The sequence below is a fragment of the Calothrix sp. PCC 7507 genome, from assembly GCF_000316575.1.
Classification (GTDB): Bacteria; Cyanobacteriota; Cyanobacteriia; order Cyanobacteriales; family Nostocaceae; genus Fortiea.
On record NC_019682.1, the window covers coordinates 2,723,063 to 2,741,921 of the forward strand.

Here is an 18,859-nt window from a genome sequence, read left to right on the forward strand (position 1 = left end):
ATTGCCTATTGCCTATTCCCTAATAAACGTAAGGATCTTTGGGTTGGGGAATCTTTTGTAAGGAAGTAGCGGCGATAGTGAGTTGGCGTTTGCCTGACAAATTTTCTGTCACCATTTGTCCCTCAATTTCTAGCCACGTATCAGGAGCATATTGAGAGCGATCGCCTTGGAGTTTGACTGGTAAGCCCACAGGATAAGCGTCTGCAGCACAACAGGTAAGAACAAATCGCCCTAAAAACAAATATTCTTTAGCTAGTTCTGGTGGGTGGATCACAAAACCCTGCACCTTGACTTTTTGCCCTGCGTATGAATCTGGTTCTGGATAGACATTGACGGTGCGTACCCAGTCTACGAGCGATCGCTCTTCTGGGCGAATGCTAGCCCGGAATGCTTGAGGCTTGATGCGTGCAGTTCCCAGCAAGTCAGTCATACCCCGCTGGAGTGCTTTATCACTGGCAAAGACTTGTGGCGTAATGATAAAACCGAGAATCGCCGCTGTCAGTAGTAAGGTACTACCCCAACCAGGGGGAAAGAAATTTATATGTAGAGCGCTAGGTTCATCGTCTCGCCGCCGGTGCTGCCAAAGTTGCTTGGCTTTGAAAAAAGCGACAACTAGCAAGCCGATAGCCCCCGTATTTGCTAACCAAAAGTAATCAGGGTGAATCAACAAGTTGAGCTTATTTGTCAACCAGTATTTCAGAATTAAAATTCCCCAAGCCGTAACTGCTAAAACATCCAGCCAAGGCAAGAACAAATTTCTATTTTTAGGTTTGGGATTTGGGATTGAAGTCATATTTTAAGGGATAAAGAATAAGAGTCAAGGGTCGAGGGTCTAAATCCTAACTTTGGATTCTTGACTTTGAACTCTTGACTTTGGACTCATCTTTTAAATGACGTGCAAATTCAAAAATACAGTGAACAAAAATGTTAGTAGTCCAGCTAAAGCGAACAGATAAAATAAAGCTTTAGGTTTAAAAATCGATAACATCAAACCGACACCTTTAATGTCAATCATGGGGCCAAATACCAGAAAGGCTAATAAAGAACCGCTGGTAAAGGTGGAGGCAAAAGACAAAGCAAAAAATGAATCTACTGTTGAACAAATAGATACCACTGTTGCGAGTATCAGCATGGCAACAATAGAGCTAATTGGGCCAGCACCCAGACTCAGGATCAGTTCACGGGGTGCTAACACTTGAATCGTAGCGGCGATCGCACTACCAATCACCATCACTGCCCCTAATTCCCGCAATTCTTGGATGATGTTATCTACCAAAAGACGCAGTTTATCTTTGAGAGGTTTACTGGAGTTGGCTAATGAGGTGTTCACCGGCGCGAGATTACTATCTATCCGCGTGGGTAAGCCTGGTTTTCCTCCTAGTAAATAAGTCCCAGATTTCAATAAACTGGGTGTTGTGGCCTCTTGCATGACGGGGGAACGTCTCCCGCGCCCTTTGGCTTCAGGCTGTACGGGGGGATTAAACTTGAGATAACGAGCGATCGCCGGTTGTACAATCGGACTTAAGTCTTTTTGAAAACTGAAAACAAAACCCACAATTGTTGCTATCAATAGGGAAAATACAACCCGTAAGACGACTATTTCTGGCTGATCTCGAAACGCCGTCCAAGTTGCCCAAATTACAATCGGGTTAATTGTCGGTGCTGCTAGCAAAAAACCAATTGCCACTGGCGTAGGGACTCCCTGCATTAACAACCGCCGCGCCACTGGCACATTACCACACTCACATACGGGGAATAAAAAGCCAATCGCACTGCCGAATAAAGCACCCAGCAGCGGATTTTTGGGCATTTTTTCCACCAATTTGCGCTCATCTATAAAAAAGAGCAGCACACTAGAGAATAAAACACCTAGCAGCAAAAAAGGTATCGCCTCGACTAGCAGACTCAAAAATAGTGTAAAACCATTGTTCAGTTGATTCATGGGCGTCGCAGTCAAAAGCAGTTTGGAGTTTTGAGGTTATGCCTAGTCATTCTATCGGAATGGGGATCAAAAGCAGATGAGGACAATTACAACTCATTTTAGTCAAGATTTAATATGTGATTTTGTAGTCTCGCTTAAACGCTACAATGCATTTGACTGATGAGTGATCACCATTAACGACCATAGCAGCGATGTGTGCCGAGCGGACTTGTACTGAGCGCAGTCGAAGTAGCCGAGGTAAGTCGAGATGCTCAGTAACCATAAAGGGTGTTTATATAATTTCAACGTGCATCAGCTTATTTCTAAGATTGTTTGCCTTCTGAAATGGTTCCAACACTCAAGCCTGACCACCTAACTTTACAATAGTGAACTATCTATGTTTATACTTACTGTAGTTTGGCTAGCTAGTGTGTCACTTTCCACGCATTTTCATAAATGATTCACAGTTTTTAAACAATACAGTCCAATTGGTAAAATTATTTCTAGAAATCACCTAGCTCAACTGATCGGGTAAAAGCCTATTAAGTATTTGAGGAAAATTAAAGACCTCACAGTTGATAGCGGTTTTCGTAGACATAAAATACATTTCTCAATCTCACCTCCAACCCTTCGGTTGGGTACATCCCAGTTTTTATTTCGCAATGAGAGGATAACTGTCATTGCGAACGCGAACAGCGTCTCGTAGAGAGGAGGAACGACGAACGCAAGAGCGTGTCGCAGACAAGCAATCGCATGGATTTGCACTGAAGTGGAGATTTTGTGATTGCTTCACTTCACTCTGTTTCGCTCGCAATGACATGCAAAAAAGTGGGATGCTCCCCTCCGGTTCGGTAAGGTGTCAGCAAGCACAGGGTGAGGTAAAGACTGTATTGCATCGAAGAAAAAAGCCCTACAGCACTACTTTGTGTGAAAGTGGTTTTAAAAGTGGAGCTTTTTAGTAGTTTCAACTACAAAGTTTTATATTAGTCAGATATATACCTTATGGGAAATTTAAAGTCCCATCAATATATTAGTTTTTTTGTACCCATCACTTAATAAATTGATTATTTCATATATTTGTTGTCTATGTTATAGTCAATTCCACTAGCGATAGATAATCAATGCTTACCTGAGGGAGTTATGGTAAGGATACCCTATTTAGACTTAGCAGCTAAACCTTTTCTGGATGTTACAACTTATAATTTTACCTTAGAGTCTACTCTACAAGAATTGCCACTATGGGAGTTGAAGTTTGACATTTCTGAATTTAGTTTTGAGTTAGCAGAAAAATTTCAAGCTAATCCATTGCTACCGGGAGTGCTGTTGGTAGAAGGGAGTGAATTAGTAGGCATGATTTCCCGGCAGCGCTTTTTGGAGTATGTAATCTGGCCTCAGATACTAGAAAAGTTTAGCGATTGCTCCTTGAAAGTTCTCGATCAATTCTTACGGTCAGATTTTTTAATTTTACCAGGCGAAATGTTAATTCTAGGCGCAGCTCAAAAATCATTAGAACGTCAGCCTGAATTGATATATGAACCAATTGTTGTCAGATTGGGGATACAAAAATATGGGATTGTAGATGCGCGTCAATTGCTGGTTGCTCAATCTCGCATTTGTGAACTGACAACTAAAGTATTACGCGAACAGAACATACAACAATTATTTCAAACGGAAAAACTTGCAAGTTTAGGGCGGATGGTGGCTGGAATTACCCATGAAATTAGAAATCCTGTGAATTGTATTGCGGGTAATATACCATTCTTACTAAAATACTTTCAAGAATTGATAGAGTTGATTTCAGCTTACGAAACAGAATATTCTAATTCCTCACCAATAATTCAAGAAATCAAAGATAAAATAGACCTAGATTTTATTGCCAGCGATTTACCACAGATTTTAAACAGCATCAATATAAGCTCAGAGAGATTAAGACAAATAATCACAAGTCTATGTAGCTTTTCTGCTAAAACTGAAAATAAACGTCAGCCAGCTGATATACATGCATGTATTGATAGTACACTCCTGATTCTGAAACACCAGATGCATCAGGATATTGAAATAGTTAAAAATTATGGGGATTTGCCACTTATAAATTGTTATTCAGGGCAAATGAGTCAAGTATTTATGAACTTGCTCAATAATGCTATGGATGCCCTATACGATAAGATAAAAACGATAAAAAATTGGCAACCTTGCATTGAGATTAGTACAAAAGTTGTCCGAGAAGAAACTCAGCAATGGGTAGTGGTCATCATCGCTGATAATGGTGTTGGGATACCGCCAGAAATTCAAAAGCAGATTTTTGAAGACTTCTTTACTACTAAACCAGTCGGCAAAGGCACAGGGTTAGGATTAGCAATTAGTTACGAAATCGTAACACAAAGGCACGGTGGACAGTTGCAAGTGACATCCCAACCTGGTATTGGTACGGAATTCGAGATTTGGTTACCGTTGGCTAATACTCAATAGAAGGTTATGGGGACTGGGATTTATAAGTCCCATAGTGGCGTATATTACCCGATTAAGGAGAGACTACCAAAGGCTAAAATGTTACCTTATTGGTTGACCGTTTTTATACAAGCTAGAATTTCCAGTGCCACAAGAATTCAGTTCCCAAATTTCACCACCATTTTTGTCTCATGGTAGCGATCGCCATCTTGGCTTAGATTCAACTCTCCAGGAACTGTCAATGTATAGCTTTCAAGTGGAAGTTAGCTGTACGGCTATGGAAGTTACGCAATTTTTTGAAAAATACCCGTTACTCCCAGGCGTAATCTTACTCGAACAGGGAAAATTTATCGGGATGATTTCGCGGCGAAGACTCCTAGAATTTTTGATTCGTCCCCACGGACAAGAATTATTTTTCCGGGAACCGTTGGGTGTTCTCTACAGCTATGCGCGCACAGCGATTTTGCAGTTTCCTGATACAACACCAGTTTTGACAGCAATGCAGTTTACCATGAGGCGATCGCCTGAACTTTTCGCTGAACCTGTGGTAGTACAAACAGCACCTGATATTTATCAGCTACTAGATATACATGAATTAAATCTTGCTTCTTGGCAAATTCGCGGTGTTGAAACTCAGATAAGGTACGAACGCAGCCAAGCCAAAATGATTCAAAACGAGAAAATGGCAAGTCTGGGACGTTTAGTTGATGGGGTAGCACACGAAATTTTAGACCCTGTAAGTTTTATTTGGGGTAACTTAACCTATGTCTCTAACTACAGCCAAGACTTGCTTAAGCTAATCGCAGTTTATGAAAGAAATTTATCTACTCCTTCAGAAGAAATTATCCATTTTAAAGATGAAATTGAATTTGATTACTTAGAGGAAGATTTATCAAAAACTTTAACTAGTATTCGCACTGGAGCCGAAAGATTAAAAAAACTCGTTACCAGTTTACAAACATTCTGTCATATCGATGAAATTTATCCTAAACCTACAGATTTACACTCTTGTATAGATAGTGTTGTGCTGTTAATTAATAGCCGAATTAAGGGAGAAATTGACATAGTTAAACACTACGGTCACTTGCCTCCAGTATCTTGTTTTATGGGGCAATTAAGCCAAGTATTGATGAATATTCTCAGTGAATCTATAGATACTTTACTGAATGAAGCTGTGCGTTATCAGTTTAATTCAGAGACTACAAAAAATGACGATAAACCGCGGATTGATATAACTACAAAAGTAATTTCACAAGCAGGAGATAATCCAGAACTACCTGACTCTCGCTGGGTTTTAATTCACATTGCTGATAACGGGCCTGGTTTATCTGAGAAGTTACAACAGCAAATAATTGAGTCTTTTTCTATAGAAAAACTTGCTGATAAAACAACTAGTTTAGCTATAAGTTATCGAATTATTACCTCAAAACATGGAGGTAAATTTAATTTTAGTTCAAAACATGGTTTTGGGACTGAGTTTGAAATATTATTGCCCTTAGCTTAACAGTTATCAGTTATCAGTTAACTGATTTAAGCAGGGGCGATCGCTTGACCAAATCGCTTGAGAATTTGTAGGATGCTGTACAGTTCTCGCACAGAGGTAAACAAAGCAAAAACCCTTGACAAGTCGTATTGTGGTGTTTCGGCTTGTGTCACCTTGATAAACAACACATCGTCTCCATTGGTCACCATCCCCAACACAGGGCGATTAGGTTGAGGATTAGCCATCAGATAAGCGAGTGCTTGCGGTACTGCAGACCAAACCGAAAGCGTGGTCTTTTTTGACTCCAATACCATCACCCACAATTGCTGTTGTAATACTAGAACATCAATTCGTCCACGTAATATCTCCTCCCCATCATCTAGCATCAAATCGACCGATGATTCTGCCTTAATCCTGAAAGGAGGATCGTAAAATCCTGCCAAGGCCAATAAAGGGGATACTACTAACAACATGACTGTTCCCTCTAACAAATCCCCTTCACCCCGGTGATAAAGATATCTCCGCCGTAGCACATCCAAGGAAGCTTTTTCCTCATCGGTGATTTCAGGTAGTTCCGTACTCCACTCAGAAAAAAACTCCTCGTTTTCGACACGTTCCAGACCAAACAGACTTTCTGCCTTAGTTAAGCTGGTGATAACGTCAGTAATAGCTGCTGTTTGTGTCATGGCTTTTCCCTTTTGTTTTCTTGATACTCTTAACTTTAACTGATTAGATATTTATGGTGGAAATTATCCAATTAACAAATTTTCGCCACGTTGGTAAATCTCGCGAGCATAGTCAGTCCAAGCACCTTGTCCCCAATAACGAAAACAGCTAGTTTGCAGCAAAAGATTATGTAGTAGAACTTGGCGATATGCTGCTGAGTTAGTTGGCAATAATTGCTCTATTTTTTGATGAAATAAACTGCTGAATTGATACATAGGAGACAAAACATTTTCATATCCTTGCACCCAACTAATATGATTTGTCCATGAGGCTCCATCCATATGAAAGTTAGGGTTAATTTGCTTTAATTCTTGGATGGCATTCTCTACAGCTTCTGGTTGAGTGTTTTCTGGTGAAATTCGTTGCCAAATTTGGTGTTGTCCTACAGGTTGACAAGTGGGATAATCTTCAGTCTGACAACCAGCCGCTGCGATTAATTCCAAATATTCTGTACCACACAACCCCACAACATCTGATTTCCCTCCCCCTTGATTGGCCATTTGATGCCAAGCTTGTTTGAAAGCGCTGGGAAATTCATTCATCATCACACCGCCATTTTCACCATCGCCAATTTGGCTCACAATTGGGGGAATAAATACATTCCCTACTTGTTGTTTCGATAGGGTTTTGGCTTCATAGTAAGGTTGCATCTGAGCAACTAATTTAGTATCTGAACCTTGGGTTTTAATTAAGACGGTAATACTAATTGTTTCGCCTTGGGAATTGCGGGCAATTAATTGATGTGGTAAATGTTTATGAATAATAGATTGACCACTAATTGTCTCTATGGTGTGTTCTTGAACCAGTAACCAACGATATCCGCATTCTTTAAGCGCTTTGACGAATTCATAGAGGGTATCAGGGTGATTTGGTAGGTGCATTTCTGGTGGTGAAAATCCTTTGACTCGCGCCAGTGCTTCCCAGCCAAAAATTGCGGCAAATTGATGTTGCCAGGCGATGATATGTAATTTGATATCTGCTATAGGGGTGGAAGGAATCACCGCATGACTCCACATTGTGCCCAACCACTCGACATAAGGCTGATAGGTAGAATCGCAGGTGATGCGTTTGAGGTTATCAAGAATATCACCTCGTCCCATTTGTCTAAGTCCCCACAACAGATTACCGGAGTAATCCAACATGACGCGGGGATTGCAGCCTTGATCTACAAGTTCGGGAATGAAGTCACCGATGCGGCTGTAACAATAGGCAAAGGGCCCTGCATTATGATTATCTCCTTGATTGGGATGTTCAAACATATGTTGCAGATTGCTGATCAATGCACCATTATGTCCAGCGGGGATGGTTGGTTGGTGCATGTGTAGGGCGATCGCAAACCCGGCATTGATATCTGCTAATTTAATATTTGTTGTGGTTAAAAATACAGGTGCATCATGGTTAACAACTGAGAGTACCTCTGTTTCCCAACCGGAAATATTCGGTAAACCATCGATGATTTCGGGCAAGGCGGGTAGAGTGGTAGACAAAGTCAGCATTTCTGGTTGCTCCGAAACGAGAGATGTCTCATTATGCGATCGCGACTCATACCAATTTTAATAATGTTTGCAACGTCGCTTTGCTTGAAGGTGGTGGAGTTTTTTTAACGCAGAGGGGCGCGGAGTTCAACGCAGAGGGGCGCGGAGGAGTTTATGGGCGTTGCATATTTGCGGGGTGATCCCTCATTTGTGCAACGCCTCATGCTATGAGGTTAAACCATCATGATTTCCGCGCCGAGACTAAATTAGCCATGTTGTTTGACCAGAAAAAATCACTAATACGCTGAAATTTGCTCAAAAAGCCTAGTTTTTGGGTGAGTATTCCCATGAGATCGCCCGGCTGTTGTCTGTTTGACGTTGAGGGAGAGGCTATATTTAACACCAACTCTAACAACCAAGGTGCTAGGCGTTGACACCAAACAGCTAAATGACTTTGCCATCCTACTAAAATTTCTGGTGTATCCCTTTCTAATCCGGTGATTAGGGTTTGGGCGACTTGCTGGGGAGTCATTGGGATCACCCAGCGAAATAATTTGAAGTCCCGCACCATGTCGGTGTCTGTGAGAGTAGGTAGTAAGGCTTTGACTTGAATATTGTGTTCAGCTAGTTCGCGGCGTAAGGCTTGGGTAAACCCTAATATTGCAAACTTTGTGGCTGAATAAGTCGCCATTGTTGGTGCTGCTATTTTGCCCATCAAGCTAGATACATTAACAATTGTCCCTTGTCTATGACTAGCCATCCGACGGGCGACTAAACTAGTTAGGGTGTACATCCCCATTAAATTCACAGACAGTTCTTCTTGGACTTGGGGGAGTTTAGACTGCAAGAATGAGTTTTGATATGCGACTCCCGCACAATTAACCAACAGATGAATTGGGCCATAGTTGCGCCAAAGTTGAGCTACGACAATATTTAGCTCCACAACTTGAGTTAAATCAACAGACATAATTGTCGTTTGCACACCCATCGCCTCAATTTCCTCGGCTACTTGGGCTAATTTCTGGCGATCGCGTGCTAGCAATATCACTCGCTTGATACCTTGTTGTGCTAGTTCGAGGGCGATCGCACGTCCTATACCGCGGGAAGCCCCAGTAATTAGAGCTACCTTACCTTCAATCTTCATGAGTTTTTACCTCCAAATTCTTAGTCCTACTGCGCTTTCAGTTGCGTCTCGTAAGTAAGACAAGTGATCTATCGTATTTGCAATCAAATTTGTACTAAGCCTTCAGCAAGGAGATATTTCTGGATTAATCTGCAATACCTCACCCTTACTCTATAAACAACAGAAATTTCTTGCTTTTGCTGGATGATCAACATTTTCCACAATTGGCTGAATGGATATAGCTCATAGGTTTTTACTTCTCCTGATTTAGAGCGTTCACCAGATCGCTGCCATACACACGTTAACAATTAAATCAAGTTATAGCAATATTTTTTAATAAGTATTTCTTAATACTTCTTTACAACTAGTATATATATAAAGAATAAATTCGGAGATAAGTTTTTATAAATACTGCCTGATAAATATAGCAATTCCCTGACAATCACCTTAAATTACTGCGTCAAACTCAGGCAAATCAACAGTTTTGCCAAATATGTGACAGATTTCGTCATCACTTTGACACTAAGAAGACACATTACCTTAGAAACATCGCAAGGGTAGATCATTTCAGTGTATTTACTGAATTATTTGTGTTTTTGACTTGTAACTTTTGAATTTTGACTTATCTATATTGATCCCCGTGGTGATTTCGTCGCATTGAAGTCTGCGTTTAAAGAACCTCTGACTGATGACTGTTGACTGTTAACTGTTAACTGATTAAGGTTTAGCTAACTGGGGAATTGAATCATTGACGACTTGAATCAGCTTTTCATTACTCTGCGACTGTAAAAAACTGAGATTGAGGGGAGCTTGACTAATAAATTTGGCATAAGATGGCTGCAGATAAGAGGCATATTCAGGGCGTTTGAGCAGATGAGTTTCTAAGAAAGCTACACTTAACGCCTTGATATAAGAATAGAACGCAGCCCGGTTGGGACCGAGTAATGCTGGGGGGACAGGTAAGACATCATTTTCTGGAGTGGGTTCAGCGATCGCCGAAAAATGAGTGGCGTTTTCCACCAAGGCTAAATATTTAGTGGAATCAGCCAGCCAAGTGAAGGGGCGAATCTGTTCCGAGACTGGTGGGGCAAAAATATCTTGACTACCAGCCACCAACATGATGGGAATTTTAATTTTCCGGATCTCGCTCTCACCCATAATCGAACTGTCTATGGGATTAATAGCCAGAGCAACTTTGATGCGATCGTCTGCGAGTTGATAATCTGTCTGGGGTAATTCGATTGCTTGACACTGCAAAATCAGTGACAAGTTAAAAGATGATGTATTATCAGGATTACAATCCTGGCGGAGCTGATTAGTGTTAATTTTTGCTCCAGCTAAAGCCAAAGCAGTGTAACCACCGAATGAATGACCAATCACCCCTACTTGCTGGAAATTTAGTTTTCCTTGTAGAGAAGCATCGGATTTTTCCAGTCTCTGGAGTTCATTGAGAAGAAACTTAATATCTAAAGGTCGGTTGATAAATTCTTTAGCATCTGGTGCTGCTGCTAAACCGGCAAAATATTGCTGAACACGTTCGGCATTACTACCAGGGTGTTCCAGGACAGCAACAGCAAAACCGTAGGATGCGAGATGTTCAGCCAGATAAACGAAGGCATAACGATCTGAGGCGATACCGTGAGAAATTACTACCAGAGGAAAGGGAGGCGAGGGAGTATCCCCACTAGTTGCTGATTTTGCTTTAGGGAGATAGATATCCACAGGCAGACGGCGATCGCGTGAACTGTCATCGAGAGTTAAACTTTTTTTATCCCAGCCGAATTTTCCAGGCGATCTTAAATCTGGTTGTTGAGAGAAATCAACAGTGGAATTAGCCGCTTCCGTAATTGCTTCTTTTTGGACAGCACCAACTACTTCATCTCTTTTTTTCAGCAACTCCGACAAATCCGAGACTATCCTTAGCCCCTCCGTAAAATTCAGCCGCAAATTTTCACCAGGAAACTTCCGCAGCAAATTCACCACCGTTAAACCCTTGGGATCAGCCGCCGCCAATATTAACGAACCGCGTAAAGCGTAAAACCCATTCCGTCGAGAGTCAGTCAAGACTAATTCTCCCAGACGTTGCAGCACTTGTTGACCTATAGGTGAGTAAGTAACCTGAGATACCAAAGTTGGAGTCACATTAAAGCGCTGCTGCAGCAGATCCCGCAATTGAGCCAGTTGTTGAGGATTAGCACGGCTAGCGTAAAATTCCAACTCACTATCAATCTTGCCTTCTTTAGCAAAAAGTTCTAGCGACTCTACAGATAAAGAAAATTCCCCAAAGGGAGGGTAAAAAAAGCTAATACGTTCAGCACCTAGTCCAGGAGTTGCAGTCATTAAGGTAGATAGCAACCCGAAACTGAGGTATTTTATAAGTTTTTTCATCATTTTTCCCCCTTTCCTGTTCATTTAGTTTAGACATAAACGGGAACGGGGGATAGGCAATAGGCAATAGGCAATAGGCAATAATTTTTGACTCCTGACTCTTGACTCCTGACTCTTGACTCCTGACTTCTGACAAACACCAAATGACATGAGTAGCGCGATAATTAATATAGAGATCAAAGTTCCTCATATGTCCTTAACTTCCTGTTCCTGTTGCGTCGTTGTCCTCAATCAACAACAGGAGCAAAATATCTCCCATCAAAACCAGTGTCAAGATGTGCCAGTCAACCATAGTAAGAGCGATGTGAAAAATTGCACTGTGGTTGAAAATGGTCGTGTTGTTGTTAAACCATTAGAAAAACAGCCTAATGAGAGTCCTGAATAACTTTTAGACACTCAATTCGCTGCATCTAAAGGTAAAACATCGTGGAAATACTGATAGTCAATGTAGCGATTTCCATCGTTTGTGTGGTGCAAGATATCGACAAAGCTATGATTCCAAAGGATTTCACTAGCACCGTATTGATGACGAGCATGTACTACCTGTGCCACTGTCTCATCAATGCCACTCACAGAAATCACAAGCATAGTATTTGTCTGAATTAATGACTCCGGCGTCATTCCATACAGAGGGCTAAACTCATCAATCACATGCATCACCGACCAGGATAAGCTAAAGCTAGGTGTCTGATTCCTTAGCAGCCTCAGGTCGTGGATTCTACGCATCGCCTGCCCCTCTGAGGTAACTTCATCTCGCATTAAGTACACTCGCATCTGAGCTTCCAGAATTAAGTTACGGCGCTGGTTAGCAGTGCGGAACATCAGCGTTGGCATTCCCTCATAAGGTGTAATAACTGCGACACTGCTAAATATCACGCGAGCAGTTGGTCGGGAAAAGCGAGCAAATGCTAATCCCGTCATCACAGCGATCCCCACTAGACCAATCATCGCTTCAATGGTGACAATAGTATTAGCGTAAATTGTTTTGGGATACATCGCACCATAGCCAATGGATGCCAGCGTTTGTACACTGAAGAAAAACACATCCAAGAAAGAGCCAGGTTTGGCGTTGACGATGCAATCTCCGCCAGCTAAGTAGAAGAAGGCAAATATGGCATTAATAGCCAAATATGAAGCAGCAATTATTCCCAGGAAACCAAACCAGGGAATTGTGAGTAGCAGATGGTAAGGATCACGCCAGTAGGAGTACCAAGAACCCAAACCGACAATGTGGAACTGTCCATCCCGGATTTTGATGTGAACTCGTGGCTGCTGTCGCTGTCTTTGCTTCCTGGAAAGTCTTGTCAATCGAAATCTCATTGGGAGTAGCTGAAAGAAAGGTTCAGTATTGTCAACAATGACACTACTAACTTACTGTGAAATGAGAAAATTCAATTAGCCAAAACACAACAGTCAACAGTTAACCGTCATCCCTCCTTATTACCTTTGAGAACAGCGGTCAAACCACTCCTGGTATTTCTGCTGATGTTCTTGATCTTCGACTACAATCGAAACTTGCACCTGCTGACAACTGTGGTTTTGTTCAAGAGCGATCGCATTCAAAAGCAAACTAGCAATTTTTGGTGAGCTAAAAACCCCGCTCACAGCTAAACCACCATCCAAACTCACAAATTCTGCTCTTTCTCCTTGAGTTAACTCAACACCAGAAATTTCCCCTGAACCTAAATCAATTTCAGCTAGTTGTTTGTTTTCTGGGCTAATTTGTTCTACGATGAGCTTCTCACGCCGTACAGGAACTTGTACCATCCGCGTTTCGATGACCTTGCGAACGATGACATCACCTATTTTCTGCTGATTAAGATTAACTACTAATCTTTCTTCTAATAATTTAATAATCTCTTCTTCTCTAACTTCAGCTAAGTTGTTTTTTTCTACCAAGCTATGAATAATTTGACTATTAGCTTCTGGCTCAATCGAGGATGCTGATATTGTCTGTCCGCCTGGTGTTGTTGTGTTGAAATCTTCAGGCATAAATTTTATTTTTTGATGAGGTAAGTTATATTCTTTATGGCGTTGAAACATGACATATACAGGTAAAGCTTAATTCAAAACTCTACCTGCACTATGTCAAAATTGAGTTAAACCTATTTCAATTGAGATATTGCAGCATTCTGAATAAACGTAGGGTAGGCATCGCCCACCAAGGAAAACATAAGTGTTTCAAGTAATGGTGAGCAGTGCTACTAATTAAGTAAGTTGGCGGGAGCAAACTATGTTAGAAAGCGTAAATCTGCCTGAACGAATGACAAATGACGATCCCAACGAGTTAATTTTATTTGCACCGCCTTATTTACTGTGTCAATTAGCGTTCCTGGATTGGGAGATCAGGAGTATTTACGTCTAACTCTTCACGACGTACAGTTGCTTGAGCCTCCGCTGTATCTTGCTCAACAACTTTTCTGACTCTCACCTCTTCGCGCACAAATGTTTCTTTTTGAATGTCGGGTGTTTCTTCGTGGATTTCTAAACGAGCAACTTCGCCTTCACGGAAAGCACCTTCACCAGGAGAAACGGCTCTGCCTGCATCTGTAGGTGTTACACGCTCAATTACCACACGTTCTCTTTCGATTGGTACTGCAACCCGTGCAGTATCAGTTTCAACGTATTTACCAACTGATACTTCTCCAGTTTTCTGGCGTCGTTTATTGGCTATCAAACGTTCTTCATACAATTTGAAGGTTTGATGATCTTGCTCATTTAACCCATATAATGAAGGCTCATTTTGGTAATTGTATGTATCGCGGTTGTAAGCAGGTGTAGCCAACCCTTGATAACTGCGATCAACGCCTGGTGTCGCGTCCACCGGTGTTAATGATTCTAAAGATGCTGATGATTCTAACGGAAAGGTATCAGATCCAGGAGCGCGATAAACTCCGCGCACCCTTTCTTCATAGTCATAATCAAGCGCTAGGCGTTCGTCAAACTCAGGTAAGTTTTCTGCTTGCTCTCTAGTCAGACCGATTGTATAAACGCGATCGCTATTATAGTCAATGCGGGAACGACCAATTGGTAACAAGACTTTTTTACCAAAAATCCAAAAACCTAAGTCAACCACTAGATAGCGGAAATGACCTTCGTCATCGACTAAAACTTCATTGACTGAGCCAATCTTTTCTTCAGTTCCTTCTGTATAGACACCTAATCCTTTAATGTCTTTATCTTGAAAAGTCTCGCGGTAATTAGGGTCAAAATCTTGCAGTTTGTAAAGAGCCATTATATTGAACCTCAAAGCTTTTCTGCTATCTTCTAATATCTAAACTAGATAATTTACGTGCTTTTACACATCTTTCTCTCGACTGAATTAATTTGCTCACTAATTCATCATCAGAAGTAGGTATTTTATGCTAATACTAATTTAAATAATGTTTGCGACAGATGGATTGTCTTGAAGGTCGGGAAAACCCCGCCCCTAAGATTTATCCATCACATTTTTTCGGTAAATTGATGTAATTAACAAAATAAAAATAAATTACTGATTAAATTAATAAACACAATATATCTTTAGGTGGAGATGTTAGATTGCAAAGTCTCTACAATAATAATTTAGTATTTTTCAGGAAATATTTTTTGCTGAGAATGTTATAGCGCTTCCCATTCAAATGAAGTACAAAAATATATCACGCTGTGTAGGGGCATGGCAGTGCCATGCCCTAACCGATGTATCTCACACTTGTTGAGAAATGCTATAAAAGTACAGACAAGTAGAAAATTACATGCCTGCACTATGGTAGTTTTTAATTGTCTAACTGAAAAAATGCTAATTTTAAGTGAGTATCCTCACTTCAGCATAATTTTATCCGTTTTATTGTACGCAGTTCATGACAGCTAATTAAACAAGCTCTGGTCTATTTGGATCAGTATCATTCACACGCAGATCACCTGTATCAATATCTAACTCTTCTCGGCGAATTATATCTTGCGCTTCAAATGTGTCTTGCTCTACTACTTTTTTAACTCGAATTTCTTCGCGGACAAACGCTTCTTTATGAATTTGAGGCGTTTCTTCATACACTTCTATACGTGCTATTTCTCCTTCGTGGAACCGTACTTCTTGGGGATCTAATAACGTTCCTGATGCTGTGGAAGGAACTCGCTCAATTACGACACGTTCTTTTTGAATAGGAACTGCAACCCGTGCAGTTTGTGTCTCAATGTGCTTACCAAGTGTAACCTCTCCAGTTTTAATCCGATTTTTGTTAGCAATCAAGCGCTCCTCATAAAGTCTAAAAGTTTGATGATATTGATCATCTAATTGATATAAGTTAGGTTCTTGTTGGTATGAATATGTGTCGCGATCATACTTTATGCCATTATTGGTAGACCGATAAACATTACGTACTCTTTCTTCAAAGTCTTCATCGATGACTATATCTTCGCTATACGCAGGCAAACGTTCTATTTGCTCTTTGCTAAGTCCATCTACATAGACACGTTTCGCCGGATAATTAATTCGAGAAAGACCGACTGGCAGTAGTATCTTTTTACTGCCTGAATTAAAAGCAGTATCAATCACAAGATAACGAAAACGACCATTCTGGTCAACTAAAGTATCAGAAATAGAGCCAACTTTTACTCCATGTTCGGTACAAACATCCAAAGTTTTAACGTCACTATCACCAAAGGTTTCTCGGTAATTTTTGTCAAATTCTTCAAGTTTGTAGAGAGGCATATGCTATTCCTATTTTCTAAATAGAATCTATGCTTTAGAATAAAATTCGTGCAGTTTTTTTTCCTCATGCCAGCGACTTAATTCAATTGAGATATACCAGGTAATAAGGAATAGGCAATCTTGTACGAGCCTAATACTTCAGACTTTAGTTTGATACACCTATTGGCTGTCTGACTTGGAATTTCACAGCTTCTACGATCGCCTCAGCATCTATTTTGGCAGCATGAAGAAGTTCGTCTGGTGTACCCGAACCTGGCATATCAACGACTGCTAACTTAATTAGTTGCAGTTGGGGCCCATTGTAGCTGGGACGATCGCCATGACCTGCAAAGGCATCCAATACTGCTGCACCTAATCCACCTTCCATCCAGTGGTCTTCAACAACTACTAAATTACCTTTGGTATCCCGTGCGGCTTGATGTAAGGTATGTACATCAATGGGTTTGACTGAATAAGTGTCAATGACACGCACTGCAATACCTTCGTTTTTAAGTCTGTTATAAGCCTTGAGTGCTTCGTGGAGAGTGATACCCGCAGCTATAACGGTGGCTTGATCTCGGTCAGAAATTCGGACTATTTTGCTACCACCAATGGGAAATTGTTCTTCAGCACCATAGAGTACCTCTGTGCTTTCTCGTGTGGTGCGGAGGTAGACAACACCAGAGCGATCGCTCATTTGCTCTACTAGTTTAGCTGTCTGGTTGGCATCACTGGGATATAGCACGGTGCTACCGCACACTGCTTGGAAGGCGGCTAAGTCTTCCAATCCCATCTGTGAAGGACCATCTTGACCAATGGATACACCAGCATGGGAACCCACTAATTTAATGTTGGCGCGGGACACGGCCGCCATCCGCACAAAGTCGTAGGCGCGAGTTAAGAAGGCGGCGAAGGTAGAAGCGAAGGGTTTGTATTTTCGCACTTGCAAACCGATTGCAGCTGCTACCATTTGCTGTTCGGCGATGAACATTTCAAAGTAGCGCTCAGGATAGGCTTCGGCAAAATCTTCAGCATACGTGGAATTACTGACCTCGGCATCAAGAACAACTACATCTGGTTGAGCGGCTCCCAAAGCCTTTAAAGCATCACCGTAGGCGCGACGGGTGGCTACATGAGCGCCTTTATTGTAAGTGGGTAATTGCAGTAGATGAGTATTTCCTGTGACGGCTGGTTGCTCTTGTGCTTCCGGCTTTTGGACTGAAATTGTGATGTAGCGTTCACCACCTAGTTCGGCGATCGCTTGTTTTTCATCATCAGGTTTTAACGCCTTACCATGCCAACCACCTAAATCTTCTAAAGCGTCTACACCTTTACCCTTCTTGGTTTGAGCGATAATTACCGTGGGGCGATCGGTAACGGCTAAAGCGGCGCTATAAGCTTGATCAATTTCTATGAGATTGTGTCCGTCAATTTCCATTGCTTCCCAACCAAAGGCTCTAGCACGCTTGGCATAGGCTTGTGTATTCCAGCCTAATTCCGTCTGACCCCGCTGACCAAGTCGATTAACATCGATAATGGCAATCAGATTATCTAAACCATAGTGTGCAGCATGATCAAAAGCCTCCCAGACTGAGCCTTCAGCTGTTTCGCTATCACCCAATAATACCCAAACATGGTAGGGTAGCTGGTCTAAATATTTACCTGCTAAAGCCAGACCTACACCAATGGGTAATCCCTGTCCCAAGGAGCCTGTGGCTACATCTACCCAAGGTAATACTGGCGTTGGATGACCTTCGAGAGGACTGCCAAATTTTCGCAATGACAGTAAATCTTCATCCGATATTACTCCCGCAGCTTTGTACATGGCATAGAGGAGTGGTGCTGCGTGTCCTTTAGAGAGGATGAAGCGATCGTTATTGGGGTTATCTGGATCATTAAAGTCGTAGCGGAGAAATCCAGATAATAGCACTGCCATCAGGTCAGCAGGGGACATTGACGAGGTAGGATGGCCCGATCCAGCGACTGTTGTAGCGCGAATACTATCGACACGCAGCTGTTGTGCCAGTTCATACCATTGCTGAAGCTGCTGTTGTGTGGTCATAGTTTTTTCCCGACAATTTAGTCATTTGTCATTTGCCAGATGAATCTATAACCTCTTCTAAAAGAAAAACTGCTATAAATTCTTTGCTGAAAACTGATTGCTGTTAAAGCGGAAGGTTTCCCCGTCCCTACGATGAGGATGTTTGATTTTTTATGAGTTTACTGTAGAAATTTGCAGACATAATCGCTTCTTTCTAATGGAATAACCAACAACTCTTTCTCAAGAAATAGAAAAAATTTATCTTCAACAAGACCTTTGCCAAAATAGCGATCGCCTGGGCTATTTTAGTGTATATACAGAGATATTTGATTTAAAGAGCATAAATAATCACTTAATATATATTACTTAAATTTAAGATAAAGATTCCCAAAATCTTGACTGGAAACGTTATTGCTGGCTGGCATCAGGGAAAAATCTAATTACCATCATAAACCGATGTATCTTTATTACCAACCCCATCCGTTGAGACAAAGATCCAGAAAACCCCCGTAGGGGCGCGGTTTCCGCGCCTTCTTGATTTGGTCTTTGCGCCCATTCATCATCCATATCCCCATACGCCAAATC

General features: G+C 41.4%; 15 protein-coding genes. 3 read left to right on the plus strand and 12 right to left on the minus strand.

Annotated elements, in window-relative coordinates; all coding sequences use genetic code 11:
- Positions 1-19: 19 nt before the first annotated feature.
- Both CAL7507_RS11685 and CAL7507_RS11690 read right to left on the minus strand, forming a co-directional pair.
- The gene (locus CAL7507_RS11685; RefSeq protein ID WP_015128683.1) at positions 20-793 is read right to left on the minus strand and encodes a TIGR03943 family protein; all 774 of its coding nucleotides are present in this window, start codon (positions 791-793) and stop codon (positions 20-22) included.
- Positions 794-886: 93 nt separating this feature from the next.
- Complete coding sequence (locus CAL7507_RS11690) at positions 887-1,942, minus strand: permease (RefSeq protein WP_015128684.1); 1,056 nt, start codon at positions 1,940-1,942, stop codon at positions 887-889.
- A gap of 1,119 nt (positions 1,943-3,061) precedes the next feature.
- On the opposite strand from CAL7507_RS11690, the gene CAL7507_RS11695 reads away from it, so the two are divergent.
- Together CAL7507_RS11695 and CAL7507_RS11700 are read left to right on the plus strand one after the other, a co-directional pair.
- Complete coding sequence (locus tag CAL7507_RS11695; protein ID WP_015128685.1) at positions 3,062-4,390, plus strand: sensor histidine kinase; 1,329 nt, start codon at positions 3,062-3,064, stop codon at positions 4,388-4,390.
- Positions 4,391-4,514: 124 nt separating this feature from the next.
- Positions 4,515-5,873, plus strand: coding sequence for a sensor histidine kinase (locus tag CAL7507_RS11700; protein WP_015128686.1), 1,359 nt, complete (start codon positions 4,515-4,517; stop codon positions 5,871-5,873).
- 26 nt (positions 5,874-5,899) lie between these two features.
- Here CAL7507_RS11700 and CAL7507_RS11705 read toward each other — a convergent pair whose 3' ends face one another.
- From CAL7507_RS11705 to CAL7507_RS11720, 4 genes are all read right to left on the minus strand, one after another.
- Complete coding sequence (locus CAL7507_RS11705) at positions 5,900-6,538, minus strand: type I restriction enzyme HsdR N-terminal domain-containing protein (protein WP_015128687.1); 639 nt, start codon at positions 6,536-6,538, stop codon at positions 5,900-5,902.
- A 63-nt stretch (positions 6,539-6,601) separates the two neighbouring features.
- Positions 6,602-8,074, minus strand: coding sequence for a hypothetical protein (locus CAL7507_RS11710; protein WP_015128688.1), 1,473 nt, complete (start codon positions 8,072-8,074; stop codon positions 6,602-6,604).
- Between the two features lie 220 nt (positions 8,075-8,294).
- A complete protein-coding gene (locus tag CAL7507_RS11715; protein WP_015128689.1) occupies positions 8,295-9,197 on the minus strand; it encodes an SDR family oxidoreductase in 903 nt (300 codons plus the stop codon).
- 696 nt (positions 9,198-9,893) lie between these two features.
- Positions 9,894-11,564: an alpha/beta hydrolase gene (locus CAL7507_RS11720; RefSeq protein WP_015128690.1), complete on the minus strand. Its 1,671-nt coding sequence runs from the start codon at positions 11,562-11,564 to the stop codon at positions 9,894-9,896.
- 148 nt (positions 11,565-11,712) lie between these two features.
- Between CAL7507_RS11720 and CAL7507_RS11725 the strand changes: the two genes are divergently transcribed.
- A complete protein-coding gene (locus CAL7507_RS11725; protein ID WP_015128691.1) occupies positions 11,713-11,949 on the plus strand; it encodes a hypothetical protein in 237 nt (78 codons plus the stop codon).
- A gap of 11 nt (positions 11,950-11,960) precedes the next feature.
- Here CAL7507_RS11725 and CAL7507_RS11730 read toward each other — a convergent pair whose 3' ends face one another.
- The 6 genes from CAL7507_RS11730 to CAL7507_RS32335 form a co-directional block, all read right to left on the minus strand.
- Positions 11,961-12,884, minus strand: a complete 924-nt coding sequence (locus CAL7507_RS11730; protein ID WP_015128692.1) for an ion channel — start codon at positions 12,882-12,884, stop codon at positions 11,961-11,963.
- 120 nt (positions 12,885-13,004) lie between these two features.
- The gene (locus CAL7507_RS11735; RefSeq protein ID WP_015128693.1) at positions 13,005-13,607 is read right to left on the minus strand and encodes a DUF2382 domain-containing protein; all 603 of its coding nucleotides are present in this window, start codon (positions 13,605-13,607) and stop codon (positions 13,005-13,007) included.
- Positions 13,608-13,887: 280 nt separating this feature from the next.
- Entirely contained in the window at positions 13,888-14,799 is a 912-nt protein-coding gene (locus tag CAL7507_RS11740) for a DUF2382 domain-containing protein (protein WP_015128695.1), read from the minus strand.
- 615 nt (positions 14,800-15,414) lie between these two features.
- Positions 15,415-16,254: a DUF2382 domain-containing protein gene (locus CAL7507_RS11745; protein WP_015128696.1), complete on the minus strand. Its 840-nt coding sequence runs from the start codon at positions 16,252-16,254 to the stop codon at positions 15,415-15,417.
- 145 nt (positions 16,255-16,399) lie between these two features.
- Positions 16,400-18,295, minus strand: a complete 1,896-nt coding sequence (locus CAL7507_RS11750) for a transketolase (protein ID WP_015128697.1) — start codon at positions 18,293-18,295, stop codon at positions 16,400-16,402.
- Between the two features lie 387 nt (positions 18,296-18,682).
- Positions 18,683-18,841 (minus strand): hypothetical protein, encoded by a 159-nt coding sequence (locus tag CAL7507_RS32335; protein ID WP_160166330.1) that lies wholly within the window; start codon positions 18,839-18,841, stop codon positions 18,683-18,685.
- Positions 18,842-18,859: the final 18 nt, after the last annotated feature.

Bases quoted from the DNA above. Each gene is read 5' to 3' on its own strand.
- CAL7507_RS11725 (WP_015128691.1), top strand. From the start codon at position 11,713: ATGAGTAGCGCGATAATTAATATAGAGATCAAAGTTCCTCATATGTCC.
- CAL7507_RS11690 (WP_015128684.1), bottom strand. From the start codon at position 1,942: ATGAATCAACTGAACAATGGTTTTACACTATTTTTGAGTCTGCTAGTC.
- CAL7507_RS11710 (WP_015128688.1), bottom strand. From the start codon at position 8,074: ATGCTGACTTTGTCTACCACTCTACCCGCCTTGCCCGAAATCATCGAT.
- CAL7507_RS32335 (WP_160166330.1), bottom strand. From the start codon at position 18,841: ATGGATGATGAATGGGCGCAAAGACCAAATCAAGAAGGCGCGGAAACC.
- CAL7507_RS11720 (WP_015128690.1), bottom strand. From the start codon at position 11,564: ATGAAAAAACTTATAAAATACCTCAGTTTCGGGTTGCTATCTACCTTA.
- CAL7507_RS11750 (WP_015128697.1), bottom strand. From the start codon at position 18,295: ATGACCACACAACAGCAGCTTCAGCAATGGTATGAACTGGCACAACAG.
- CAL7507_RS11735 (WP_015128693.1), bottom strand. From the start codon at position 13,607: ATGTTTCAACGCCATAAAGAATATAACTTACCTCATCAAAAAATAAAA.
- CAL7507_RS11730 (WP_015128692.1), bottom strand. From the start codon at position 12,884: ATGAGATTTCGATTGACAAGACTTTCCAGGAAGCAAAGACAGCGACAG.
- CAL7507_RS11695 (WP_015128685.1), top strand. From the start codon at position 3,062: ATGGTAAGGATACCCTATTTAGACTTAGCAGCTAAACCTTTTCTGGAT.
- CAL7507_RS11715 (WP_015128689.1), bottom strand. From the start codon at position 9,197: ATGAAGATTGAAGGTAAGGTAGCTCTAATTACTGGGGCTTCCCGCGGT.
- CAL7507_RS11740 (WP_015128695.1), bottom strand. From the start codon at position 14,799: ATGGCTCTTTACAAACTGCAAGATTTTGACCCTAATTACCGCGAGACT.
- CAL7507_RS11705 (WP_015128687.1), bottom strand. From the start codon at position 6,538: ATGACACAAACAGCAGCTATTACTGACGTTATCACCAGCTTAACTAAG.
- CAL7507_RS11685 (WP_015128683.1), bottom strand. From the start codon at position 793: ATGACTTCAATCCCAAATCCCAAACCTAAAAATAGAAATTTGTTCTTG.
- CAL7507_RS11745 (WP_015128696.1), bottom strand. From the start codon at position 16,254: ATGCCTCTCTACAAACTTGAAGAATTTGACAAAAATTACCGAGAAACC.